This window comes from Halostagnicola kamekurae (assembly GCF_900116205.1).
Taxonomy (GTDB): domain Archaea; phylum Halobacteriota; class Halobacteria; order Halobacteriales; family Natrialbaceae; genus Halostagnicola; species Halostagnicola kamekurae.
On the sequence record NZ_FOZS01000002.1, the window covers coordinates 1,145,685 to 1,168,567 of the forward strand.

Here is a 22,883-nt window from a genome sequence, read left to right on the forward strand (position 1 = left end):
ATAGAGTTCCGTACGATCAGCGTACACAGAACGCCGATGAAAACCGAAAATCCGCCCGTTATGTCGACACTGAGGCCAGTCAGTTCGCCCTAAATCCTTACTCGAAGTCGCCGCGGTGAACGATCTCCGAGAGCGGTTTTCGACCGTTCGGCGCTTCTCGTTCCTCGAGTTCGTCCGGCAACGTTTCGGGCGGAGCACGCTCGCCGACCGCGAACATCGCCTCGACCTCGAACTCGTCGGGAATCTCGAGTTCGTCAGCCGCTCGCTCGTAATCGAACCCGGACATGCCGTGAACGACGAGACCGCGACGTGCGCCCTCGAGCGCGAGGTTCTGCCACGCCGCACCGGTATCGAAGGAGTGGACCGGCGCGGGCTCGCCGTTGTGGTCGAACGTCGTCTTGGAGAGGATAACCGTGAGGATGGCAGCGTCTTCGGCCCAGGCGTTGCCCTCGTTCAGGAAGTCGACGAACTGGTCCCATTCGTCGTCCTCTCGAGTCGCGTAGACGAACCGCCAATGCTGGTTGTTAAACGCGGAGGGAGCCCATCGAGCGGCTTCGAACAGTGGGAGGTACTCGTCTTCCGCGAGCGGTTCGCCGGTCATCGCACGGGGCGACCAGCGGTTGACGAAAAGCGGGTCGATGTCGTGGTCAGGGTCGCGGTTCTCGGCAACTTCGTCCTCGAGTTCGCGTTTCGCGACTGCTGTTTCTTGCATCGTCTCGTCATAGGAGCCCCGAGTATGTGGGTATTTTTGGACGGGGTGGTAACCAGGTAACGCTCGCGTCGTCGGAGAGTGATACCGAATATCAAATGGAGGGGGTGTCATCGCGCTCTTCGAGGGCACGAATTGCGGCGTCCCGAAGCCAGCCGTCGTCTTCCATCAGTGCTATGAGGGAGTCAGTTTCGACGTACACGGCTTACTCCTCACCGTCCCGCGACCGGTCTTTCGCTTCCGCTTGAATCTCTCGAGAGATCACCTCGCGTGCATCCGCTTTCCGTTCGTCGGCATCCGTCTCTGCGAAGGCATCGCCAACGGCGTCTCGGAGCCTCCAACGGGTCCTCGTCGACGGGGAAGAGCGCGACGTGGCTCGGGAGTTCGACGATGCGATACCGATCACCGAACCGCTCGCGGACGTCCTTCGGGAGGTAGATCCGTCCCTGTTCGTCCGTCGATTTCGACATACTAGACACGCATCATACGGGAGAAGCCAAAACCGTTCCCGTGTATGTAGTGTATTTTCCCACTCTCGGTCAGTCGAGGAGCCGTCTCGCTACCAGTGCGCCTAGTCGTCGGCCGGCGCGGGTGACTCGCGTTCGACGTCGATCTCGCCGGCGTCGAGTTTCGCCTCGACGTTCCGGGCGGCCTCGACCATGTTCGCCATCTTGCCGTAGGCGACCTCGCGCGGGAGCAACTTCACGCCGCAGTCGGGCGAGACGACGAGCTGTTCCGGCGGAACGATCTCGAGTCCCTTCTGGATGTTCTGCTCGATCTGTTCGACCGATTCGACCTCGGCGACGTGGACGTCGGTGACGCCGAGTGCGAGATCCGCGGTGAACTCGGGATCTTTGAAGACCTCGAGCTGGTCGTAATCGCCGTTGGCGAGTTCGAGGTCGAACTCGTCGACGGGGAACTCGAGGATCTCGGGGTAGATGCGGGAGTAGTCGCCGTAACAGACGTGGAGGCCGATGCGGACCTCTTCGGGGATGTCGCTGACGATGTGCTCTAGGGCCTCGCCGACGATGGCGTGGTCGTCCGGCGTGGTCGCGAGCGCGGGCTCGTCGATCTGGATGTAGCGCGCGCCGGCGTCGACGAGCTTTTCGATCTCCTCGTTGACGAGGTCCGCGAGCTCGAGCGTGAGGTCGTCATCGTCGTCGTAGGCCTCGTTGAACGACCAGTTCGCGAGGGTGTACGGCCCCGTGATTGGGACCTTGACCGGCCGGTTCGTCGCCGCGGCGGTGAACTCGTACTCGTCGACGAGCCAGCTCTCGTCGTACCCGACCTCGCTGACGACGCTCGGTTTGTCGAAGTAGTTGTGTCCCCAGACCTTGACGGGCCCGTTGAACTCGTAGCCGTCGATCCGGTGGGCGAAGAACTCGACCATCTCGTTGCGCCGCATCTCGCCGTCGACGACGACATCGAGGCCCGCGCGCTCGTGTTCGTTGGTGATGAGGCGGGCGGCGTCGTCTTTTGCCTCCTGATAGTCGTCCTCGTCGAATCCGTGATCCTCGTCCTGATAGAGTTCTTTCGCGCGATTGAGCCACTTCGGTTTGGGGTAGCTCCCGACGACGGTCGAGAGCAGGAAGTGGTCGTTTTCGTGGCCGTCCGGTCGGAACTGGTCTTTGTTCTGGTTCGTGCTCATGCGGCTGTCACCTCGGCGAGATCCGCGGCTTCCGCAAGGATCTCGAGTTTCGCTTCGTGTTTGTTGTACGGCAGGTGGAAGGTCCCGGTGTTCGTCGACAGGTAGACGGTCTCGAAGTCGGTGACGGGAATCTGGTCGAAGACCCAGTCGGTCCGGTCCCGAACCGCTTCGGGGTCCTCGACGAGCGTGTTCTGTCCGTCGGCGAGCGCCAGCGAAATGTCGTCGGTCGCGCCGTACTCCTGAATGTTGTAGAGGTTGTCCTCCTGTTCGGAGACGAAGTCGAAGCCGACGGCGTCGATGTCGGCGTCGAGTAAGTGCGCGTAGGTCTTCTCCTCGAGTGCGCCCCAGTAGGGGTGGGCGACGACGTCCGCGTCGGTCGCGGCGGCGACGGTATCGATCGCCTGGCTCGCGCGTTCGTCGAGACCGTCTTCGGGAGCGTCCTCGACGAGCGACGGCTCGAGTAAGTACAGCGTTTCGACCTCGGGGAAGGCCTCGACCTCGCCGGCGAGAAAGTCGGCGATAGCCGCGAGAAAGTCCGCGTCGTCGCCGTAGTGCTCGTCGGTCGCGAGTTCGGCCAGCGAGTAGGGACCGGGAAGGACCGCCTGCAGATCCTCGCCGTCGGCGAGTTCGGCGGTCGCCTCGAGTTCGGAGGCGACGTCGCCGGAGAAATCGAGTTCGCCCGAGACCACGGGCTCGCGGTAGAAGTTGTTGTTGTCGTAGTAGCGGACGATGCCCCGCGTCTCGACGGCGTCGTGGACCGCGAGCGGATGTGCGAGCATGTCGTCCCAGCGAAGTTGACCGTCGCCGATGCGGTCGAGGCCGGCCTCCCGCTGGACGGAGACGACTTCTTCGCGTGCCCGCTCGTAGGTCGAGGCGATCTCGCCCCCCTCGTCGCCGTCGATGAGGTCGTGTTTCTGGTGCCCTTTGAGATCCGAGAGATCATCTTTCGCCCAGTCGGGGAGCGCGAACAGCCCCGCCGCGGTCGAAACGTATTCGGTCATGCGTGGTCCCGGCTAGGCTATGCCGACGCTTAATATTTTCCATCCATAGTAATACACAGCAGTAATTACGCCGGCTGCGTCTCGGATTGATGCGAGCGCGCTCGAGCGGAGCCGGTGACGAAGGATCTAAGGGGCGAACGGCGACAGTGTGTGTCAATGGAGACGACCCATCGGTTGTTCGTCGACGACTCGCGGGACTTGCGGGCGGTCGCCGACGATTCTGTGGAACTCGTCGTGACGTCCCCGCCGTACCCGATGATCGAAATGTGGGACGATCTCTTTGCGGATCTGGATCCGGCTATCTCGAGCGAACTCGAGTCTGGAAACGGACAGGCGGCGTTCGAGGCGATGCACACCCAGCTCGATCAAGTCTGGGACGAACTCGAGCGAGTGCTGGTCGACGGCGGCATCGCCTGTATCAACGTCGGCGACGCGACCCGATCGCTCGAGGACAGCTTCCGGGTCTATCCGAACCACGCCCGCGTGACCGAGGCGTTCGAGGATCGCGGATTCGATCCGCTCCCGGATATCCTCTGGCGGAAGCCGACGAACAGCGCGGCGAAGTTCATGGGAAGCGGGATGATCCCGCCCAACGCGTACGTCACGCTTGAACACGAGTACGTCCTGATCTTCCGCAACGGCGGGGATCGGCGGGCGTTCGAACCGGGCGCGGACCGGCGCTACGAAGCCGCCTACTTCTGGGAGGAGCGCAACCGCTGGTTCACGGACGTCTGGACCGATGTCAAAGGCGAACTACAGGGCCTCGAGGGCGTCCCCGACGACGTTCGCGAGCGCTCGGGCGCGTACCCGCTCGAGATCCCCTACCGGCTGCTCTGTATGTACTCCGCGTACGGTGACACGGTGCTCGATCCGTTCTGGGGCACCGGAACGACCACCCTCGCCGCGATGTGTGCCGGCCGGAACTCGATCGGCTACGAACTCGAGGACACCTTCCTCGAGGTCTTCGAAGACAGAATCGACGATATCGGAACGCTCTCGAGGAGCGTCGGCCGAACCCGCCTCGAGCGCCACCGCGAATTCGTCGACCGGCGACGGGCCGACGGCGACGACCTCGGCTACGAGGCCGTCAACTACGAGACGCCCGTGATGACGAAGATGGAGTCGGAGGTTCTGTTCAGGGAAGTCGAGTCGGTGAACCGCACCGATTCGGGGTACGCGGTCGAGCACGTTCCACTCGAGACGCGGAACTGACGACCGCGACCGGCGAGGCGCTCGACGGCCCGATCGTTCGATTCGAGGGCGTCAGCGGCGCGAAGCTTTTCCTTCCAGAGCACTCACACACTGTATGAACCGTGGTATCGCGGATCTCGATCGATCGTCGATCCACGTTCTCGTCGCGGGCACGTCGCCGTGGACCTCGGCAGTCGCCTCGTCGCTCGAGTCGAGCGACCTATCGGTCGAGGGGCCGGTCGATCGGCTCGACTCCGAGCGCCTCGAGGATGCCGATTGTCTGCTCACGAACGACCGAACGGCGCTCTCGAGCGTCGACCCGACGGTCCCGGTAATCGTCTCAGTTGACGACGAGCAACCGCAGATCGGTCGGCTCCTCGAGGCGGGCGCGACGGACGTGATTCGAAGCGACGACGCGCGGAACTCGAGTCTGCTCACCCATCGGATCGAGCGAGCGATCGCGTGTTCGCCGTCCCGATCGGACGCGGCGAGTGACCGCCTGTGTCGAAAACTGCTCGAGCACACTCGAGAGCCGATACTGGTACTGGACGAAGATCGGCGACAGCGATTCGTCAGTCCGGCTATCGAGCGGTTTACCGGCACCGGACCCGAAGCGTGTCGGGGCGAACTCATCGACGACGTGATCCATCCGGCCGACGCAGACGATTTCGTCGAGGCGTTCGAGTCGGTTATCGCGGGCGGACCGGGAACCACGACGACCTGCGAGTACCGGTTCCAGCACGCGGACGACACCTGGCACGTTCACGAGGCCGTCCTCACGAACGAACTCGACGACGGCGTGATCGACGGCGTCACCGTTGCGATCCGTGACCGCACCGAGAGTACGCAAATCGAGCGGGAGTTGCGCAAATCGTTCGAACGAGTGACCGACGCGTTCATCGCGCTCGATTCGCAGAACAGGTTCACGTACGTCAACGACCGCGCCGAGGAGTTCCTCGGATTCTCCCGATCGGAGCTGATCGGTCGACAGTTCCTCGACGTCTTTCCCGAACTCGAGGGAACCGAATTCGAGGCCGAGTCCCTCGACGTGATCGACAGTCAGGAGCCGAGAACGGTCGAAGGCTACCTCGAGCGATACCAGCGCTGGATCGAAGCCCGGCTGTTCCCGTCGGAATCCGGCATCTCGATCTACTTCCGGGACGTCTCCGATCGAGTCGACCGCGAACGAACGCTCGTCGAACGGACCGAGCGCCTCGAGACCATCATCGAGAACGTTCCCCTCATCGTTTCGGTCCTCGACGACAAGGGGACCTTCACGTTCTCGAGGGGGAAGGCCCTCGAGCGGCTCGATCTCGAACCCGGCGAGGTCGTCGGCGAATCGTTTTTCGACGAGTTCGGCGAGTATCGGGCTGCCTGTGCCGACGCGGAGCGGGCCCTCGAGGGCGCTCCCGTCCACTCCCGCCGACGGATCGGCGACCGCGTGTTCGAGACGTGGTACCGTCCGATCATGGACGGCGAGACCGTCGACAGGGTCATCAACGCGTCGGTCGACGTCACGGAGCGAGCGCAGTACGAGGACACCTTGAGCGCGCTGCAGGAAGCGACTCGACACCTGCTTTCGGTCGATACGAAACAGGAGGCCTGCGAGTACATCGTCGACGTCGCCGCCGACGTCCTCGACCTCGATACCGTCGTGTTCCGCTTCGACGAGCGGGCGAACGAGCTCGTTCCCGCCGCCTCCGGCGCTGAGATCGAAGACTCGATAGAAATCCCGGACCGATTCACGCCGGGCGACAGCATCGCCTGGGAGACGTTCGTCGCCGGCGAACCGCGGCTGTTCGACGACATCAGAGACTCTCCGGCGCTGTACGACGAATCGACGAGCGTTCGAAGCGCCCTCTACGTCCCGTTCGGCGAACACGGCGTGATCGCCGCGGTGTCGACGGAGCGCGGTCGATACGACGAGGAGACGTTCGAACTCGCGCAGTTGTTCGGCGCGACCGCCGAGGCCGCGCTGGATCGGATCGGGCGGACGCACCGCCTTCGCGAGCGCGAACAGGAACTCGAGCGACAGAACACGCGCCTCGAGCGCCTGAACCGCGCGAGCCGGTTGCGCGAGGAGATCGAAGAGCACCTGCTGCGTGCGAACACGCGCTCGGAGATCGAAAGCGGGATCTGCGAGCGACTGGCGTCGATGACCGAGTGTTCGTTCGCGTGGATCGGCGAGCCGGATCCGGGCGGGAACCACGTCGTGCCTCGAGCGGACGCCGGACACGGAACCGGCTATCTCGAGTCGGTGTCGGTGACGACCGTCGACGACTCGGCGACGGAGCCCGCGGGCCGAACGGTCCGCACCCGGCAGCCGACCTACGTCGAAAACGTCGCCAGCGACCTCCGAAACGGGGAGTGGCGAACCGAAGCGCTCTCTCGAAACTTCCAGTCGGTCTACGCCGTCCCGCTGGTCTACGACGAGTTTACCTACGGCGTACTGATCCTCTACGGGCCCCAGTTCGAGGGGTTCGACGAAACGATCAGGTCGATGCTGGCGGAACTCGGCGAGACGATCGCGTACGCGATCGATACGGTCAAACGAACCAACCCGGTGGGCGAAACCGAGCGAACGGAGATCGAACTCGAGATCGAATCCGGGACGATCGTAAACGCCATTGCCGACGCGTTCGACGTCGAGGGACGCGTCGAGGGAACGATTCCGCAGGCCGACGGCTCGACGACCGTCTTCGTCCGAACGGTTCGAGACGCCGCCGAACTCGAGTGGTCGTCGCTCGAGGGCGTCCGGAGCGCGTCGATTATTACGGAGACCGAGGACTCCGCGACGGTCCAGATACGCCTCGAGGGGCCGTTTTTCGGCTCGGTCGTCGAGGCAAACGGCGGCGCGTTGCGGGAGTTGCGGACCGACGGATCGACCGCGCGAGCGACGGTCGACGTCCCCAATACGGTCGACGTCCGAGAAGTGATCTCGGGTATCAACCGCCGCAGGTTCGCCGCGACGATGGTTTCGAAACGGGACAAATCGTCGACGCACCCGCCAGCGATCGGCCGACGTTCCGGGAAGCCGCTTCTCGAGGAGTTCACCGACCGACAACGGGAGGTCGTTCAGACGGCGTTTCACAGCGGATTCTTCGAGTGGCCGCGCCGAACGACCGGGGAAGACGTCGCGGCCTCACTCGATATTTCGCCGCCGGCGTTTCACAAACACGTCCGCGCGACCGAGCAGACGGTGTTTTCGTCGCTGTTCGATACGGAGATAACCACTGATGGTGGTTAACTGATTAACCCCATCTCAGATCGGCCATTACACAGTTAACGGTCAAACTCTTTACCGCGACTCTCAAAGTGGGCGCTGTCTCCGAGACGCGTATGGGGATACGCAAATACCATGACCGAAATGACTACAGAGTCTTCGCTTACGACTGACGAGCAAAACGTTACACAGTACAACCGACTCGACTCACGACCGATCAGCGTCGCCGTCGCCGAAGCGGTCGCCGAGTTCTGCGACGAGGAGGTGACGGAACTCGAGCCGCTCCACTACGCGATCAACGCCGACGCCCTCGAGCGACTGTTCGAACCCCGGTCGAACGGCCTTCGATCCGGCGGATCGGTCACCTTCGAGTACAACGAGTGTCTGGTGACGGTAACCGCCGACGGCGAGATCACCGTCGAGTCTGGCTCGCTCGAGTAAACGGATCGAATTCGTCTTCTCCCGTCCATCGATACCCGGCCGAGTGGAGGGAAACAGCTATGTATTGTCGAATGTTACCAGTGTGCATGAAACCTGGCGAAGCGGGACGGACGATGAAAGACGTGAGCCACACGCCCCCGAACGGCAACTCGGTTACGAACGTCTGGGACCGGGGCAAAGTCGAGTAACCGGACTCGCCCACTCGGGTCGCCGTTTGAATTTCCGACCCGAAGTCGGCCAACGTTTATAATGGACACTCACGAAACTAGTCGTATGAAAAGCGAGATCAAACGACGGCTGAGCCGCGCACGCTACGCTGCAATCGGCGCGGCGGTCGGCGCGGCGATCGGCGGGTTCGTGAGCAGAAACGGCGCGAGTACCGGCGGCGCAATCGGCGGGGTCGTCGGAGCGGTGGTCGGTGAAAAGCGGATCGCCGCGAGTTCACTCGTCGGCCGAGTCAAAGATCGGGACGGAGCCAGACCCGCGGACGGAGACTGAATCGAATCGCTTCGATCGGTCGCATCGGCTCGTTTTTGGTCTCGAGAGAACGCTCTTTTAGACGAGTTCTCCGAGCGCCTCCATCGTTCGCTCGATGTCCGCCTCGGCCGCCCCGCGAACCGATCCGACTCGAACGGCGTCGACGCCATCGATCGCCGCGTAGGATTCGACCCAGTCGCGAACTTCTTCGGGTGTGCCGGCGGGGGCGAGTTCGTCGAGCAGTTCGTCGGGCAGCGCCGCCGCCATCGCCTCCGTGTCCCGCTCGCTCCAGGCCTCCCTAATTTCCGAAACCACCGATCGATACCCCTGTTCGGCGACTGAATCACCATAGTAGGGCCCGTACGCGCCGAGCATGAACGCGAGCGTCGACCGCGCGAGCCGACGCGCTCGTTCGCGATCCTCCGAGGCGATTCCCCGAACGATCGGGCTCACTCTGAGCGCAGAGCGGTCCCGCCCGGCGAGGTCGGCACCGCGTTCTAAGTCCTCGAGTCGCGTCTCGAGCCCGTCCGCCGTGAACAGCTGCGGTGCCCAGCCGTCGCCGAAGCGACCGGCCATTTCGGTCGCTTTGGGACCGAGCGTCGCGACGTCTATCGGCGGCGGGCGCTCGGGTAGGTCACGTTCGTAGTCCAGTCCGGCAATGTCGAAGATCTCACCCTCGTAAGCGGGCGTTCCGTTCTCGTAGACCGTTCGGATGATCTCGATCGTTTCGCGCGTCCGACGCAGCGGTCGATCGAAATCCGACCCGTGCCAGCGTTCGGTGATCGCCGGCGAACTCGGGCCGAGGCCGATGCGGTAGCGGCCGTCGGACACCTCCTGAAGCGTGAGGGCGGTCTGGGCCAGCATCGCTGGCGAGCGACCGAACGGGGAAATAACGTCGTTGGAGATACCGATGTCGCTCGTCCGATCGGCGACGAGCGTCAGGGCCGGAACGACGTTCCACCCGGTCGTTTCGCCCATCGTGACGCGACTGAATCCGAGCGATTCGGCGAGGCGTGCGCGCTCGGCGACCGACTGGGGCGTGTCGTGAGAGTCGAGTCTCACGAGGAGGTCGAGGTCGGCGTTCACTGTGCTGCCCTCCGGCCGGCGACCGCAGCGGTCGTTGCCATTACCTCCATTGGCGTGTTGAATCATTATAAACTTCTGCGTCGAGCTACCGCTCCCCGTCGGATCGTCGCGGAGGGCGATCGCCCTCGGCGGAACCGCGACGGGCGAACACGACATCGGACTCGGTAAACGCGACTCCCTCGAGGACGAACACGGCAGTCACGCCACGGACGCGATGAGAGCGATCAAGCGGACGTTCGACCCGGACGGGATTCTCAACCCCGGAAAGATATTTCCGGAACGCGCGGACAGCGACGAGGGTCGGAGTCGGTGACGATCACCGCCGAAATTGGCTGCAGTATTATGGGTTTCTCCGTCGTTATTCGTGCTATGTCACTGTCACGACACGGGTCCGGCTTCGAGGCGACCGCTCGGGCATACCTCTCGCAGGTCCACCCCGTGTTCATGTTGCCGCCCCTCGCCGCCGCCGTGTTCGGTGCGATCCTCGCCCGTGAAATCGATCCGGCGCTCGCGACGATCCACGTCGTCGCAATCTTCGCGGCCGTGTACACCGCCCACGTCAAAGACGGGTACGTCGATTTTCACGGGCGGGGCGAAGACGACGACCACCCGCTCACCGAGCGCGGGTGTCGCCTCGCGCTCGCGGCATCGACCGTCGTTTTCGTCGCGTGTTGTCTCCTTCTCTGGGCGCTGGTCGGACCGATCGCCGTCGCGCTCACTGCGCCGACGTGGGTAATCGCGTACCACCACGCGCCGCAACTCGATACGAATCCCGTGACGGCGACGACCGGATATCCCCTCGGGATCTCCCTCGCCATCCTCGGCGGCTTTTTCGTCCAGACCGGGACGCTCACCCCCGTCGTCGTCGCGTTCGCGCTCGTCTTCCTCACGCTGCTGTCGGGAATCAAAGTGATCGACGACTCGCAGGATTACGAGTACGACCGCTCGATCCGAAAACGAACCGTCGCCGTCGCGCTCGGTCCGGAACGAGCGACCGCCGTCGCGTACGGGCTGATACTGACGGCCCTGTTCGCCGTCGTCGGCTTCGCCGCCGTTCGGGTCTTCCCGCCGACCACGGTCCTCGCTTCGCTCGCGTTCGGTGTCGTCGCGCTCTTCGCTCGCCGAAGCGGACCGGAAATCGCGACCATGCTCCTCGTTCGAGGCTCCTACGTGTTCCTCGCCGTCCTCGTGGCCGCGGTCTGGTTCGAACCCCTCGCTTCGTTGCGGTGAGCCCCGATCGCGCTAGAAGACCGTTATTAGGTACAGAATCCAGACCGTGACGTTCGTGAGACCGAACGCGGCGAACAGATACCCGATCCACGAACGACTCATCAGGTCCGTCAGCTTGTAGCCGCTGTAGGTCGCGACGAGACCGACGATCGGAACGAACAGCGACCCGAGCGCGGAAATCACCGCACCCCAGAGGTGGGCCGGGTTCCGTTCGTTCGCCAGCTTCAGGTCGTCGACGATCGATGGGGTCGTGGAATTCATGGCTCTCGAGCGGTGCTACGGGCTAGATACGTTTAAACTGACCGGTCAGTCAGGATGTTGCGTTACCACAGCGAAGCGTACGTTCGCCAAATTTCGCCGCCAAATTCCGCACAAACCGACCTAGGTTTCGTTCAGGAGGCCGTCGAGACGATTTTGACGACGTCGCCCTCCTCGAGTTCGTGCGTGTCGGCGATTTCGCGGCTCGATTTCGCGTCGACGGCGTGGAGGTAACCGTCGCCGATGTCGGAGTGAACTGCGTACGCGAGATCGACAGGCGTCGAGCCGTCGGGTAACAAGAACGCGTCGGGCAACACGTTCCCGCTGCCGTCGGACCACTTCGAGGCATCCTCGACGGGGTAGGCCGTGATGTACTCGAGCAGGTCGTAGACGGCGTAATCGAGGGCTTGCTGGACGCCGGTACCGTTCCAGTCGGCCATCGTCTCAGAGAGATCCGAGAGCGCGTCGCGCTGGGCGTCGCTCACGTCGTCGCCGATCTCGACCGTCTCGTCTCCGGGATCGTACGCCGCGAGTCCGGCGCCGGCCGCCCGTCTGAGCGCGAGTTCGCCCTCCGCGGTCGTCGGAACGACCGGCTTGTCGAGATCGAGCAAGCGCTCGACGTTCTCCTCGGGCGCGATATCGATCTTGTTCGCCGCGACGACGATCGGTTTCGTGCGCCGGCGAACGTCTCGAGCGAGGGTTTCTCGGTGGTCGTCTGTCCACTGAATTGGATCGTCGGGGTACTCGAAGTCCCGAAGCGTGCGGGCGACGTCCGTCGGCGTCGCCCCGAATCCCGTGAGCATGTCGGCGAGCGCGTCGTCGATGTCGAAATCCGGCGACCGAGACTTCCGCTCGATCGACTCCCAGTTCCGATCGACGATGTCCGCCAGCCAGAGGTCCATCTCTTCTTCGACGAAGTCGATGTCCTCGAGCGGGTCGTGCGTGCCGATGTCGACGGGTTCGCCCTTCTCGTTGGTGGCGCCCGACGCGTCGACGACGTTGACGATGACGTCCGCGTTCGTCAGTTCGTCGAGGAACTGATTGCCGAGTCCCTTGCCCTCGTGAGCCCCCGGAACCAGCCCGGCGACGTCGAGCAGTTCGATCGGGACGTACCGTTTGCCGTCCTCGCAGTCGTCGCTCGTACAGCGCTCCTCGCGCTCGAGACACGGGCAGTCGGTCCGAACGTAGCTCACGCCTCGGTTCGCGTCGATAGTCGTAAAGGGATAGTTGGCGACATCGACTTCTGCCATGGTCGCCGCGGTGTAGAACGTGGACTTGCCGGCGTTTGGCTTTCCGGCAAGTGCGATCGAGAGCATACCTACTCGTCGTTCGGTCCCGAAAACTGTCTTTCGGTTCAGGGAGTCTGGCGGCGCGGTTCTGGCCCCATCAATGTTCGGGTCTGGCGGTACTCGCCGCCCTGTCGACGGACCGCGCTCGACCTGTGCTGTTCGACCGGCCTCGTTCGGCGTGACTCCCTCGTCGGACCGTACTCGACGTGTCCTTGTACGCCGATCGTGGCAAAACCGGGACAGCAGCCGCCCAGAATCCATCCACCGACATCCTTTCAGCTGAAGGCTTCGAACTCATCACCGCTGCGCGTGAACGCCCGCACATGCAGTACGAAGAATTCACCGGCGAGGTACAACACCGCGCTCAACTCGACTCTCGAGAGGACGCGCTGAGTATTTCGCGTGCGACGCTGACGACGCTGTCGGAGCGAATACAACCCGGCGAGGCGTCGAACCTCGCCGCTCAGTTACCCGACGAACTCGGCCGATTCCTCGAGCAGGTCGACGACGTAGAACGCTTCGACTACGACGAGTTCGTCGACCGCGTGGACGAACGCAACGAACTCGGCGAGGAGGATCCGTCGGAAGCGGCATTTCACGCGCAGGTCGTCATGGACGTTCTCGCAGAGGGGGTCGAAGCGGGTGCGCTCGAGGACGTTCGCATGCAACTCCCGCTCGAGGAGGGGTACGACGTGCTCTTCGAAATCGCCGAGAGCGAAGGATATCCCGCATAACGGTCGTTTTCGGAAGACGTTACAGGCGCTCACTCGAGAAACCGCGCCTGCACGTTCCCGCTGGTTTCGGGTATCGCACACCGGTCTTTCTTCCCGAACCAGCGATAGCGCCGGTCAGCGACGAAATCGTACGCGAAATCGCGAAGCCGTTGCGGCAGGTACTGGAGCGGCCACAGGAGCCGGTAGACGCCGCCGAGCAACGTCGCGATTCGAATAATGGCTCCCGACTTCACGTAGGAGTCCTCGCCCTCGATCAACACGACCGACTCGAGTTCGTCCGTCGGGAGGTCGTGCTCGGCGAGCAGGCGCTGGCCCGCGTCGGATTGCAGCGACGCGAAGTAAAATCGCTCCTCGGTATCTCGCGGGATGATGAACTGCACGAAGCCGTTACAGAGCGTACAGACGCCGTCGAAGAGTACGATCGGGCCGTCGTCCGGAATCTCCTCGCCCATTGGATACCGTCTCTACGGCGCGTTCGTAATTCAGGCTTCCGGTCACGAACGCCGTCGCGAACGCTCGAGCGACCTGTTGAACGCGACCTACGCCTACGGTCTACAGCTCGATCGCCATCATCACCTCGTCGGCGTACTCGCCGTCGAGTTTGTAGTGGTCCGCTCGGACGGCTTCGGTCTGCCAGCCCTGGGACTCGAGGAAGTCGATCGCCTCCTGGTTCACCGATGGAACGCTCTGGTAAACTTTTTCGTAGCCGTTGACCCCGGCCCACTCGAGGCCTCGCGAGAGCAGATGCGCCCCCAGACCGTTGCCGCGGTACTCCTCGAGGACGCCGACGGTGAGCTCTGCGGTGTGGCTCAACTTCTCGAGTTCGGGCGCGTTGAGGTGCACCCAGCCGACGACTTCACCGTCGACCGTCGCGACGAAGAACATCCGCGACTCGAGTTCGTTGTACCGGAGCAACGCGTCCTCGCGGTCGATTTCGTCCGCGACGCTCTCGGCGACGATGTAGGTCTTCTCCTCGGCGACCCGCCGGATCGCGCCGACGATGCCGGACAGGTCCTCCTGTCTCGCCGGTCGTATCTGGAACTCGAACGCCTCGGTGGTGTACTCCTCTCGAGCGCCGCCGTCGATCGTCACCCTGAGCTTGCCAGCCTCCGACTCGAGGCGGCCGTCACGTTTGAGGATGGCAACGTGATGGCGAAAGCCGCCCGGATCGATACCGAGGGCTCGGCGGACGCCCTCGGGATCGACGGCCCCCTTTCGCTCGACGTGTTCGTAGATTCGTTTTCGGTCGTCGTGGCCGAACTCGAGTTCTTCGCTGAAGGCCATGGTATGCTAGTCCATCCCAAAATACTTAGTCCTTGGCTCCGAACGCGCGAGACTGTCCTGGCGGGTGCGTTCGTTTCGTACAGCGCCGGGAAGCGATCCGGCGCGCGAGCCAGCGGTCGGAACCGAGAGATTGATACTCGAGTCCTCGAGAGCGAGTAGCGGTTCGAACGGAGTATGATCGGCCTCGAAGTCGTCGGCGTCGGAACAGCGCTCGCGGTCACGATCGGCCTCGGACTGGTCGCCCACGAGTGGACTCACGCTCTGGTTTTGCGGCTCGGAAACGTCGAGTACGACGTGTCGTACTTCCCCGCGCGGTCGGGCGGCGTGATCGGCGCGCTCGCGAGCTATCCGTGGGCGGTGGTCGAACCGGTCGCGGCCGACGCCGACAGGACCTGGGTGCTCCGCCTCGCCGCGGTATCGCCGCTCGCGCTCTCGAGTCCGGTCTTCGTCCTCGCCGCGAGCGGGATCGTCCCAGCCGACGATCCGATCGTCGCGGGGATCGCGATCGGCGTCCTGGCCTGTGCGTTGCCGAGCCCGCAGGACTTCTCCGTGGCGTTCTACGCTCACCGCCGCGGCGGCAGTCGCTCGAGCGACCGACGAGAAAGACCAACCCGCGACGAGTCACCATCCGACGACGAGTCACCGCTCTGTGACGGGTCAGCAGCCCGCGACTCGTGACCCCGCGACGAGACTACGCGCTCGAGAGACGCCGATCACGATACTGACGGAACCGTCTCGGAGCCGTCCCGTTTCGACCACCAGTGGCCGACGGCGACGGCGCCGACCGTCGCTAAGACGAGCAGGGCGAGTCCAGTCGAGGGCCCCACGCCGAACTCGTGGATACTCGCGCCCGTAAATACGACGCAGAGGAGGACCGCGACCCCGTATCGACGGGGCCACGGATCCGGCGTGGCGTCGACCGGATCGACCGCGAGGTAAGACTCGAGCTGTCGCGCTCGGCGACGCCGCTCGACGATGCCGCGATCCTTGTCGTACTCGACGATGCCGTGCTCGTCGAGTTTCGGGAGGTGGGTCTGGTACAGCGAAATGTAGACGCGCTGGCGATCCGAGGAGGAGAGTGACTCGACCGTCGTTTCCTCCTCCCAGGCGGCGACCTGTTCGGCGAGATCGCGCAGTTCGACCCGCCCGTCCGCTCGAGCCATGTATCGAACCACGTCGCGACGGCGGCTCGTCTGCAGGAGGTGAAACGCGTCGTCTTTCGCGATCGCCGTCGGTCGGTCCGTCGGCTCGGTCGACGAACCGGACTCGACCGACCGCCGTCGAAATTTGTTTTCGCCACCAACACCCATTATTCGTGAACACTATTCTCACCTCACATAAAACTGTGACATGTTGTCATACATCCGGGTCACAGACGACGATGCTCGAGAACACGCGACCGCCGTTTCCGACGCCGAAAAGACCCAGCGGGTCCGTCATCGGACCCGATCGGGCCCAGTAGGTGGCCACACAGCCACGAGTGGCCGTAAAACGCTGATTGAGCATGAGTGATCCACGGGGTACACAGGGGATGTACCCCTCGTCCGCGGCTGGGAACCGCGGTCCACCGGCACTCACAGGGATAGTCAGGAGCCGATTCGTCGCGTTCGATCGTCGGAACCACACCGACATCAGTACTGTGGTTCTATCCAATATTAAAGCTAACTATGGGCGCAATATCCAGATAGTTCGGAGTTAAAATGCAGAATACAGCCAGAAATGCCCCAGAAGTCCCACATACATCTAAATATATTGGTTCGAGGAAGGAAAGTTGCGCGAGTCACAACCCACTGGCTCGCCCGTCGTCGATCACTACTCGAACAACGGCGATCAGTACCCGACAGACGTCGATCAAGACACGCCGGTCGATGAACTCCCGGGGATCGAATCGCGTCTCGAGTTGCCAATCGTCAGGAGTCCAGTCCAGTGGGAGCGATTCGGTTCGAGAGTTCGGCGCTCACGAGCGCCGAGTGACTTCGGCGCAACCGTTCGGAGAGCGCCTGGTGGGAGATGTCGAGTTCCGATGCCAGTTCCTCGAGCGTGACCTGTCGCGGAACGTCGAAGTAGCCGAGCTCGTGGGCTTTCACGATCGTCTCGTACTGCGTCTTCGTCAGCGGTGTCTGGCTGTCCGGCGAATCGTCCATCGGACTGACCCGCGTGACCCGGACGCCGAAGTCCTCCTCGTCGAACGCGGCGTGACACTCGGAGACGTCCGCTCGCTCGTGAAAGAGCAACTTGAGCGACCAGCGACCGTCCGCCCCGCTCGCCTCGAGGATCGCGCCGTCGTGCTCCGAGACGATCCGCTGGAACGTTTGGATTCCCTGGTTGAACTCGAGGCGGACGACCCACCGCCCGTCGCTCGCGTCGTCCACCGACGCGACGATGTCGGCGGACGGGTCCGACTCGAGCGCCGATTCGATCTGCTCCCAGTCGGGTCCCGTGACGTACACGAGCGGCGGGCCGCCGCCGATCAGCCCGCTTATCAGAAACTCGAACGTCGGCACGCGATCGAACGTCTGTGCGAATCCGAGGTGCTCGGCCGGCACGTCGAGTTCGACCACTGTCGTCATGATCCACACCCACCACAAACACGTATAGACGCGTTGTGTTAGCGGTAGCCTTTCCCGCCTCCATCACCGGGAGACAGTCCCGTCGCCGTGAGGCTCACGGGTAGTTAGCAGTCGCGACCATCCCCGGTCTCCACCCGCTGAACTGATCACCCGACCGTCGGCCCTCGAGGGGCGAACATGCAAAAGCAAGCCCGCGGTATTTGTTCGGTCACGACGACTGTTCGGGTACGATGTACGAGACGCTCTTGATCCCGACCGACGGCAGCGAGGAGTCTCGCGCGGCGATCGATCACGGCATCGCGCTTGCCGAACGACTCGAGGCGACGGTGCACGCTCTCTCGATCGTTCCCGAGGGACCACACGGTGCCATGAAACGAGACGAGTTACGCGCAGAGCCACAGGAAGAAGCCCGCGAGGCCAACCGGCTCGTCGAGTCCGCCGCGGAAGACGGCGGCGTCGACGTGACGAGCGAGGTTCGCGAGGGCGTCCCACAGGAGGCGATCCTCGAGTACGCAGGCGAAATCGGTGCGGATATGATCGTCCTCGGGACCGTCGGGCGGACGGGGCTCGATCACGTACTGCTCGGCAGCGTCGCCGAAGAGATCGTCCGCAACTCGAGCGTTCCCGTCGTGACCGTCCAGCCCGCGGAGTAAGGCGGTCGACACCGGCGCGAATTGCGGTTTCTGGAAGGTTCTCATTACCCGGCTATCATGAGACGAACTGGCCATTCCGGCACACTCGTCTCCCCACCACCCGTCGCTTCGACGAGGTTGTTGCAATCACGCACAGTTATCGAATCGAGAATTTCGTCGCAAATAGCTAGTGAAACCTCGTATATCAATATCAAGCGAATGACGGGCGTCGGGTTATCCAGCTTCGAACCCGATACCTACGTGATGCCATCTGAAAAAAGACTGTCCCGACGACGGATGATTCAGTATACAGGTGCCGCCGCAACGACGGCGGTCATTGCGGGCTGTGGCGGTAGCGGCGGCGACGACGGCGACGGCGGTAATGGCGGTGACGGCGGCGATGGGGGCGGCGGCAACGGCGGTGAAACCGACGTCTCCGCGTGGGAAGGCGTCGAAGAGATCGAACTCGAGGGCGTGACCTCGGGATGGGTCGGCATCGCACCCGATCCGATCGCCGACGAGGAGAACCCGACGCTGGTCCTGTTCAACGGTCAGGAGTACACGATCACGTGGGAGAACGGCGACGGCCAGGAACACAACTTACAGATCCTCAACGGCGAGGGGGAGGTCGTCGACGATTACGAAACCGACCTCATCTCGAGCGAGGGCGAATCCGCGACGCTCGAGGGAGTTCAGGCCAGCGACGAGATGACGAACTACATCTGTGAACCCCACCAAAACACGATGGACGGCGACATCCAGATCGAAGAAAACGGCGGCGGAGGCGACGGGGCGGGCAACGAATCCGAGGACGGCACTGGAAACGAAACGGCTACTGGCAACGAATCCGAGACGGGAACCGGCAACGAGACTGGGAACGAAACCGACGGCGGAAACGAAACGAACGGAAACGAATCGGCGTAGTCACGAAAATCCGTTAGATACCGCCGACCGAAGCGCAGCGCCACTTTTTCGAGGTCACTCGGGAGCCACACCCGTCCGCGAGTAGCGAGCGGCCTTCGCGCGCGAGTGAATCGACGATCGAACGCAAGAATAAGGCGGGTTCAGCGTGACGGTTCGACGATGCACTTCGATCACGCGGGAATCGCGACCGACGATGCGCGCTCGCTCGCTACGCTGTACGCCGATCTCTTCGGCCTCGAGGTCGCCCACGAAGAGGAGTTCGACGGGCTTCGCGTCGTCTTCCTCGAGTGTGGCTCGGGTTATTTCGAACTCCTCGAGCCCCTCGAGGAGGGAACGATCGCACGCTATCTCGAGAACCAGGGGTCCGGCATTCACCACCTCGCGTTGGCGACCGACGACCTCGAGGGAGCGCTCGATCGCGCACGCGAACACGGTGTGACGCTCATCGACGAGGAACCGCGGCCTGGCGCGTGGGGACACTCGGTCGCGTTCGTCCACCCGTCGGACACGGGCGGCATTTTGATCGAGCTGGTCGAGCACTGAGAACCGCGCTTGTTCGAGTACGAGAACCGCTCAACCGAAGCTCTCGATAAGCGCGTCGTCCGAATCGCCGCCCGCGGCGTCGATACTCTCGGCGACCGTCGTCACGAACTCGCTGAACCCGAACACGTAGAACTGTCCGTCTCCGAGGCGATCCGACACCGCTCCCTCGAGAGCCTCGGTAGCACCGTCCTCGAGGATCGTAACGGGCGCGCCGTCGGCCTCGAGCGCCTCGAGTCGATCGCGGTGTGCCGGCTCGTCGTCCTGGTAGATGATCGCGGCGTCTCGGCCGTTTTCTTGTGCTGCTTCGGCGATCGCGACCGCCGGCCCGACGCCGGGTCCGCCCGCGACCGCGACGACGTCGGTCGAGCCGTCGTAGGCGATAGTCCCCATCGGTCCTTCGATGGCGACCGTTTCCCCGCCCTCGAGGGACGCGAGCCACGGGGAGAGGTCGCCGTCGGGATCGATCCCGACCGTGATCTCGAACGTGTCTTCGGCCGTCGGCGACGAGAGCGTGTAGTGGCGCGCGAGTTCCTCGCCGTCGGGCGCCGCCCGCAGGAGCACGAACTGCCCCGGGCGGGGGTCGAACGACTGGGGTGACTCGAGTTCGATCGCGACCGTTCCCGGTCCGACGTCGCGAACCGATTCGACGCGGACTTGCGTACCATCCATGGGTGGGCGTTCGGCCGAGGCGCGAAAAGTCGTTCCGTTCTCCGCCGAAAACCTTCACTACGATCGTCCACAATACTGGGACAGAAACGGCCCGTAACCCGGTTTACCGGCAACATATCGGCCGGTGCTCCGTGGGGACGGTTGAGCTTTCAGAAGGCTTTTCATTTGGTGGGGGCAAGGTGCGACATAACATGGCTGCGGACCTAAATTGGGCAATCGGAGGTGAGGCCGGGGACGGGATCGACTCCACCGGGAAGATCTTCGCTCAGGCGCTCTCCAGGGCAGGACGGCACGTATTCACATCCAAGGACTTCGCGTCCCGAATCCGCGGCGGGTACACCGCTTACAAGATTCGGACGTCGGTCGATCAGGTACAGAGCGTCGTCGATCGACTCGACATCTTGGTCGCGCTGACCCAGCGAACCATCGACGAGAACCTCGACGAACTCCACGACGGTAGTGCAGTCATCTACGACGGCGAGCGGTCGTGGGAGGCAGAGATCCCCGACGAGATCACCGCCGTCGACGTTCCGTTGAAGTCGCTCGCCGAAGACGCGGGGGGAGCGATCATGCGAAACATCGTTGCGCTCGGCGCGGCGTGTGAGATCACGAACTTCGACGTCGAGTACCTCGACGAATCTCTCGAGAAGCGCTTCGGGGGGAAGGGCTCGAAGATCGTCGAGAACAACAAGGAGGCCGCTCGGCTCGGACAGGAGTACGTTCGCGAGAACTACGATTTCGACGAACTCGAGTACGATCTCGAAACGACCGACAACGACTACGTCCTCCTGAACGGGAACGAGGCGATCGGCATGGGCGCGATCGCGGCCGGTTGTCGGTTCTACGCCGGCTACCCGATCACGCCCGCGACCTCCATCATGGAGTATCTCACCGGCCGGATCGAAGACTACGGCGGTCACGTCGTCCAGGCCGAGGACGAACTCTCGGCGATCAACATGGCACTCGGAGGCGCGCGCGCCGGCGCTCGAGCGATGACCGCGACGTCCGGAGCGGGGATCGACCTCATGACCGAGACGTTCGGGCTCGTCGCTACCAGCGAGACGCCCCTGGTCATCTGTGACGTCCAGCGCTCGGGTCCCTCGACCGGAATGCCGACGAAGCAAGAACAGGGCGACCTCAACATGGCGCTGTACGCTGGCCACGGCGAGGTCCCCCGGTTCGTCGTCACGCCGACGAGTATCACCGAGTGTTTCTGGAAGACCGTCGAGGCGTTCAACCTGGCTGAGAAGTATCAGACGCCCGTCTTCCTCGTCTCCGACCTCGCGATGTCGGTGACCGAGCAGACGTTCCCGCCGGAAGCGTTCGACATGGACGCGGTCGAAATCGATCGCGGCAAACTCGTCGAGCAGGACGAGGTCGACGAGTGGCTCGACGACGAGGGCCGATTCCGCGCCCACGCCGTCACCGACGACGGCGTCAGCCCGCGTGCCAAACCCGGCACGATCGACGGCGCGCACATGAGCACCGGCCTCGAACACGACGAGCTCGGTCGCCGGACCGAGGAGGAAGGCGAACGCGTCCAGCAGGTCGACAAGCGAAACCGCAAAGTCGAGACCGCAAAAGAACGCGAGGAGTGGGACTACCGGGAGTTCGGCGACGCCGACTCGGAGAACCTCATCATCTCGTGGGGTTCGAACGAGGGCGCGCTCGTCGAAGCCCTCGAGTACCTCGAGGACGACGGGATCAGCGTTCGCGTCATCTCCGTCCCGTACATCTTCCCGCGGCCCGACCTGACCGAGGAGATCGAGGCGGCCGAGGAGGCGATCGTCGTCGAGTGTAACGCGACGGGTCAGTTCGCGGATCTACTTGAGCACGATACGCTTACCCGTCTGAAGCGAATTAACAAGTACACGGGCGTGCGCTTCAAAGCGGACGAACTCGCGACGGAGATCACCGACAAACTCGCAGAGGAGGTTCCAGCACAATGAGCTCAGACGTACGATTCACCGATTTCAAATCCGACAAGCAGCCGACCTGGTGTCCCGGATGTGGGGACTTCGGCACGATGAACGGCATGATGAAAGCCCTCGCGAACACCGGCAACGATCCCGACAACACGTTCGTCGTGGCGGGGATCGGGTGTTCGGGCAAGATCGGGACCTACATGCACAGCTACGCGCTGCATGGCGTCCACGGGCGTGCCCTGCCGGTCGGTACCGGCGTCAAGATGGCCCGACCCGACATCGAAGTGATGGTCGCCGGCGGCGACGGCGACGGGTACTCGATCGGTGCCGGCCACTTCGTCCACGCCGTTCGCCGAAACGTGGACATGACGTACGTGGTCATGGACAACCGCATTTACGGGCTGACGAAGGGACAGGCCTCGCCGACTTCGCGCTCGGACTTCGAAACGTCGACGACGCCCGAGGGACCACAGCAGCCGCCGGTCAACCCCCTCGCGCTCGCGCTCGCATCGGGTGCGACCTTCATCGCCCAGTCCTTTAGCTCGGACGCGATGCGCCACGCCGAAATCATCGAGAAGGCGATCGAACACGACGGCTTCGGCTTCGTCAACGTGTTCAGTCCGTGTGTTACCTTCAACGACGTCGACACCTACGACTACTTCCGCGACACGCTCGTCGACCTCAAGGAGGACGAGGATCACGACCCGACGAACTACGAGGACGCCAAGGAAGTCATCACGGACGGCGAAATGGAGTATCAGGGCGTGATGTACCAAAACGAGGAGGCGCTACCGTATCACGAGCAACACGGCGTCACCGAGGACATGTCCGAGATTCCGGACGGCGCACCCGAGGACGCCATGGACCTCGTTCGCGAATTCTACTGAACCGACTTCAGTTTTAGAGCGACTCGAGAACGATTTCGCTCTCCGGATCACCACAGCCACCAGTTGCTCGAAACGTCGCTGACGGGCAGCGTCGGCCACTACGTACGCCGCACCGTTGTCGGCGTCGCCGTCTCGCGTGATACCGTCTGGGCTGTCCGATCA

General features: G+C 63.4%; 23 protein-coding genes and 2 pseudogenes. 13 read left to right on the top strand and 12 right to left on the bottom strand.

The window, feature by feature from the left end; all coding sequences use genetic code 11:
• Positions 1-97: 97 nt before the first annotated feature.
• The 4 genes and pseudogenes from BM348_RS13600 to BM348_RS13620 all read right to left on the bottom strand — a co-directional run bounded on the left by BM348_RS13600 (position 98) and on the right by BM348_RS13620 (position 3,358).
• A complete protein-coding gene (locus BM348_RS13600; RefSeq protein WP_092905365.1) occupies positions 98-712 on the bottom strand; it encodes a nitroreductase family protein in 615 nt (204 codons plus the stop codon).
• Positions 713-914: 202 nt separating this feature from the next.
• Positions 915-1,179, bottom strand: a pseudogene (locus BM348_RS13610) (AbrB/MazE/SpoVT family DNA-binding domain-containing protein).
• 101 nt (positions 1,180-1,280) lie between these two features.
• Complete coding sequence (locus tag BM348_RS13615; protein WP_092905367.1) at positions 1,281-2,357, bottom strand: methionine synthase; 1,077 nt, start codon at positions 2,355-2,357, stop codon at positions 1,281-1,283.
• Positions 2,354-3,358, bottom strand: coding sequence for a 5-methyltetrahydropteroyltriglutamate--homocysteine methyltransferase (locus tag BM348_RS13620; protein WP_092905369.1), 1,005 nt, complete (start codon positions 3,356-3,358; stop codon positions 2,354-2,356). The genes BM348_RS13615 and BM348_RS13620 overlap by 4 nt, the downstream gene beginning before the upstream one ends.
• Before the next feature lie 156 nt (positions 3,359-3,514).
• On the opposite strand from BM348_RS13620, the gene BM348_RS13625 reads away from it, so the two are divergent.
• From BM348_RS13625 to BM348_RS13640, 4 genes are all read left to right on the top strand, one after another.
• Entirely contained in the window at positions 3,515-4,570 is a 1,056-nt protein-coding gene (locus BM348_RS13625; RefSeq protein WP_092905371.1) for a DNA-methyltransferase, read from the top strand.
• Between the two features lie 94 nt (positions 4,571-4,664).
• Entirely contained in the window at positions 4,665-7,796 is a 3,132-nt protein-coding gene (locus tag BM348_RS13630; RefSeq protein WP_092905374.1) for a GAF domain-containing protein, read from the top strand.
• Positions 7,797-7,907: 111 nt separating this feature from the next.
• Complete coding sequence (locus tag BM348_RS13635) at positions 7,908-8,213, top strand: HalOD1 output domain-containing protein (protein WP_092905376.1); 306 nt, start codon at positions 7,908-7,910, stop codon at positions 8,211-8,213.
• Between the two features lie 273 nt (positions 8,214-8,486).
• The gene (locus tag BM348_RS13640) at positions 8,487-8,711 is read left to right on the top strand and encodes a YMGG-like glycine zipper-containing protein (protein WP_092905379.1); all 225 of its coding nucleotides are present in this window, start codon (positions 8,487-8,489) and stop codon (positions 8,709-8,711) included.
• Positions 8,712-8,768: 57 nt separating this feature from the next.
• Here BM348_RS13640 and BM348_RS13645 read toward each other — a convergent pair whose 3' ends face one another.
• Positions 8,769-9,776 carry a TIGR04024 family LLM class F420-dependent oxidoreductase gene (locus tag BM348_RS13645; protein WP_092905381.1) on the bottom strand — a complete coding sequence of 336 codons (1,008 nt, stop codon included), beginning with the start codon at positions 9,774-9,776 and terminating at the stop codon, positions 8,769-8,771.
• Positions 9,777-9,888: 112 nt separating this feature from the next.
• Here BM348_RS13645 and BM348_RS13650 point away from each other — a divergent pair.
• Positions 9,889-10,089 (top strand): annotated as a pseudogene (locus tag BM348_RS13650) (FAD-binding oxidoreductase); the annotation flags it as partial.
• Between the two features lie 56 nt (positions 10,090-10,145).
• A complete protein-coding gene (locus BM348_RS13655; RefSeq protein ID WP_092905385.1) occupies positions 10,146-11,006 on the top strand; it encodes a UbiA family prenyltransferase in 861 nt (286 codons plus the stop codon).
• Positions 11,007-11,018: 12 nt separating this feature from the next.
• On the opposite strand, the gene BM348_RS13660 is transcribed toward BM348_RS13655, so the two are convergent.
• Together BM348_RS13660 and BM348_RS13665 are read right to left on the bottom strand one after the other, a co-directional pair.
• Positions 11,019-11,267: a hypothetical protein gene (locus BM348_RS13660; protein ID WP_092905387.1), complete on the bottom strand. Its 249-nt coding sequence runs from the start codon at positions 11,265-11,267 to the stop codon at positions 11,019-11,021.
• A gap of 131 nt (positions 11,268-11,398) precedes the next feature.
• Positions 11,399-12,580 carry a redox-regulated ATPase YchF gene (locus tag BM348_RS13665; RefSeq protein ID WP_092905389.1) on the bottom strand — a complete coding sequence of 394 codons (1,182 nt, stop codon included), beginning with the start codon at positions 12,578-12,580 and terminating at the stop codon, positions 11,399-11,401.
• Between the two features lie 296 nt (positions 12,581-12,876).
• On the opposite strand from BM348_RS13665, the gene BM348_RS13670 reads away from it, so the two are divergent.
• Positions 12,877-13,287: a DUF2267 domain-containing protein gene (locus BM348_RS13670; protein WP_092905391.1), complete on the top strand. Its 411-nt coding sequence runs from the start codon at positions 12,877-12,879 to the stop codon at positions 13,285-13,287.
• 29 nt (positions 13,288-13,316) lie between these two features.
• Here BM348_RS13670 and BM348_RS13675 read toward each other — a convergent pair whose 3' ends face one another.
• Both BM348_RS13675 and BM348_RS13680 read right to left on the bottom strand, forming a co-directional pair.
• Positions 13,317-13,739, bottom strand: a complete 423-nt coding sequence (locus tag BM348_RS13675) for a thiol-disulfide oxidoreductase DCC family protein (RefSeq protein WP_092905393.1) — start codon at positions 13,737-13,739, stop codon at positions 13,317-13,319.
• A 100-nt stretch (positions 13,740-13,839) separates the two neighbouring features.
• On the bottom strand, positions 13,840-14,571 hold the full coding sequence (locus BM348_RS13680) for a GNAT family N-acetyltransferase (protein ID WP_092905395.1): 732 nt from the start codon (positions 14,569-14,571) through the stop codon (positions 13,840-13,842).
• A 174-nt stretch (positions 14,572-14,745) separates the two neighbouring features.
• Between BM348_RS13680 and BM348_RS13685 the strand changes: the two genes are divergently transcribed.
• Positions 14,746-15,249: a hypothetical protein gene (locus BM348_RS13685; protein WP_245779453.1), complete on the top strand. Its 504-nt coding sequence runs from the start codon at positions 14,746-14,748 to the stop codon at positions 15,247-15,249.
• A gap of 35 nt (positions 15,250-15,284) precedes the next feature.
• Here the strand turns inward: BM348_RS13685 and BM348_RS13690 are convergent, their stop codons facing one another.
• A complete protein-coding gene (locus BM348_RS13690) occupies positions 15,285-15,881 on the bottom strand; it encodes a DUF7344 domain-containing protein (protein WP_092905397.1) in 597 nt (198 codons plus the stop codon).
• Between the two features lie 600 nt (positions 15,882-16,481).
• Entirely contained in the window at positions 16,482-17,141 is a 660-nt protein-coding gene (locus BM348_RS13695) for a helix-turn-helix domain-containing protein (RefSeq protein WP_092905399.1), read from the bottom strand.
• A gap of 230 nt (positions 17,142-17,371) precedes the next feature.
• Between BM348_RS13695 and BM348_RS13700 the strand changes: the two genes are divergently transcribed.
• The 3 genes from BM348_RS13700 (at position 17,372) to mce (ending at position 19,240) form a co-directional block, all read left to right on the top strand.
• Complete coding sequence (locus tag BM348_RS13700; RefSeq protein WP_092905401.1) at positions 17,372-17,794, top strand: universal stress protein; 423 nt, start codon at positions 17,372-17,374, stop codon at positions 17,792-17,794.
• 276 nt (positions 17,795-18,070) lie between these two features.
• On the top strand, positions 18,071-18,697 hold the full coding sequence (locus BM348_RS13705) for a cupredoxin domain-containing protein (RefSeq protein ID WP_092905403.1): 627 nt from the start codon (positions 18,071-18,073) through the stop codon (positions 18,695-18,697).
• A gap of 159 nt (positions 18,698-18,856) precedes the next feature.
• The gene (mce, locus tag BM348_RS13710; RefSeq protein ID WP_092905405.1) at positions 18,857-19,240 is read left to right on the top strand and encodes a methylmalonyl-CoA epimerase; all 384 of its coding nucleotides are present in this window, start codon (positions 18,857-18,859) and stop codon (positions 19,238-19,240) included.
• A gap of 30 nt (positions 19,241-19,270) precedes the next feature.
• Here the strand turns inward: mce and BM348_RS13715 are convergent, their stop codons facing one another.
• Positions 19,271-19,909 (bottom strand): ferredoxin--NADP reductase, encoded by a 639-nt coding sequence (locus BM348_RS13715; RefSeq protein ID WP_092905407.1) that lies wholly within the window; start codon positions 19,907-19,909, stop codon positions 19,271-19,273.
• A 191-nt stretch (positions 19,910-20,100) separates the two neighbouring features.
• On the opposite strand from BM348_RS13715, the gene BM348_RS13720 reads away from it, so the two are divergent.
• Positions 20,101-21,858 carry a 2-oxoacid:acceptor oxidoreductase subunit alpha gene (locus BM348_RS13720; RefSeq protein WP_092905408.1) on the top strand — a complete coding sequence of 586 codons (1,758 nt, stop codon included), beginning with the start codon at positions 20,101-20,103 and terminating at the stop codon, positions 21,856-21,858.
• Positions 21,855-22,721: a 2-oxoacid:ferredoxin oxidoreductase subunit beta gene (locus tag BM348_RS13725; RefSeq protein WP_092905409.1), complete on the top strand. Its 867-nt coding sequence runs from the start codon at positions 21,855-21,857 to the stop codon at positions 22,719-22,721. Before BM348_RS13720 ends, BM348_RS13725 begins: the two co-directional genes overlap by 4 nt.
• Positions 22,722-22,883: the final 162 nt, after the last annotated feature.

Coding starts and splice junctions, on each gene's coding strand:
- BM348_RS13600 (WP_092905365.1), bottom strand. CDS start 712: ATGCAAGAAACAGCAGTCGCGAAACGCGAACTCGAGGACGAAGTTGCC.
- BM348_RS13615 (WP_092905367.1), bottom strand. CDS start 2,357: ATGAGCACGAACCAGAACAAAGACCAGTTCCGACCGGACGGCCACGAA.
- BM348_RS13620 (WP_092905369.1), bottom strand. CDS start 3,358: ATGACCGAATACGTTTCGACCGCGGCGGGGCTGTTCGCGCTCCCCGAC.
- BM348_RS13625 (WP_092905371.1), top strand. CDS start 3,515: ATGGAGACGACCCATCGGTTGTTCGTCGACGACTCGCGGGACTTGCGG.
- BM348_RS13630 (WP_092905374.1), top strand. CDS start 4,665: ATGAACCGTGGTATCGCGGATCTCGATCGATCGTCGATCCACGTTCTC.
- BM348_RS13635 (WP_092905376.1), top strand. CDS start 7,908: ATGACCGAAATGACTACAGAGTCTTCGCTTACGACTGACGAGCAAAAC.
- BM348_RS13640 (WP_092905379.1), top strand. CDS start 8,487: ATGAAAAGCGAGATCAAACGACGGCTGAGCCGCGCACGCTACGCTGCA.
- BM348_RS13655 (WP_092905385.1), top strand. CDS start 10,146: ATGTCACTGTCACGACACGGGTCCGGCTTCGAGGCGACCGCTCGGGCA.
- BM348_RS13660 (WP_092905387.1), bottom strand. CDS start 11,267: ATGAATTCCACGACCCCATCGATCGTCGACGACCTGAAGCTGGCGAAC.
- BM348_RS13665 (WP_092905389.1), bottom strand. CDS start 12,580: ATGCTCTCGATCGCACTTGCCGGAAAGCCAAACGCCGGCAAGTCCACG.
- BM348_RS13670 (WP_092905391.1), top strand. CDS start 12,877: ATGCAGTACGAAGAATTCACCGGCGAGGTACAACACCGCGCTCAACTC.
- BM348_RS13675 (WP_092905393.1), bottom strand. CDS start 13,739: ATGGGCGAGGAGATTCCGGACGACGGCCCGATCGTACTCTTCGACGGC.
- BM348_RS13680 (WP_092905395.1), bottom strand. CDS start 14,571: ATGGCCTTCAGCGAAGAACTCGAGTTCGGCCACGACGACCGAAAACGA.
- BM348_RS13685 (WP_245779453.1), top strand. CDS start 14,746: ATGATCGGCCTCGAAGTCGTCGGCGTCGGAACAGCGCTCGCGGTCACG.
- BM348_RS13690 (WP_092905397.1), bottom strand. CDS start 15,881: ATGGGTGTTGGTGGCGAAAACAAATTTCGACGGCGGTCGGTCGAGTCC.
- BM348_RS13695 (WP_092905399.1), bottom strand. CDS start 17,141: ATGACGACAGTGGTCGAACTCGACGTGCCGGCCGAGCACCTCGGATTC.
- BM348_RS13700 (WP_092905401.1), top strand. CDS start 17,372: ATGTACGAGACGCTCTTGATCCCGACCGACGGCAGCGAGGAGTCTCGC.
- BM348_RS13705 (WP_092905403.1), top strand. CDS start 18,071: ATGATTCAGTATACAGGTGCCGCCGCAACGACGGCGGTCATTGCGGGC.
- mce (WP_092905405.1), top strand. CDS start 18,857: ATGCACTTCGATCACGCGGGAATCGCGACCGACGATGCGCGCTCGCTC.
- BM348_RS13715 (WP_092905407.1), bottom strand. CDS start 19,909: ATGGATGGTACGCAAGTCCGCGTCGAATCGGTTCGCGACGTCGGACCG.
- BM348_RS13720 (WP_092905408.1), top strand. CDS start 20,101: ATGGCTGCGGACCTAAATTGGGCAATCGGAGGTGAGGCCGGGGACGGG.
- BM348_RS13725 (WP_092905409.1), top strand. CDS start 21,855: ATGAGCTCAGACGTACGATTCACCGATTTCAAATCCGACAAGCAGCCG.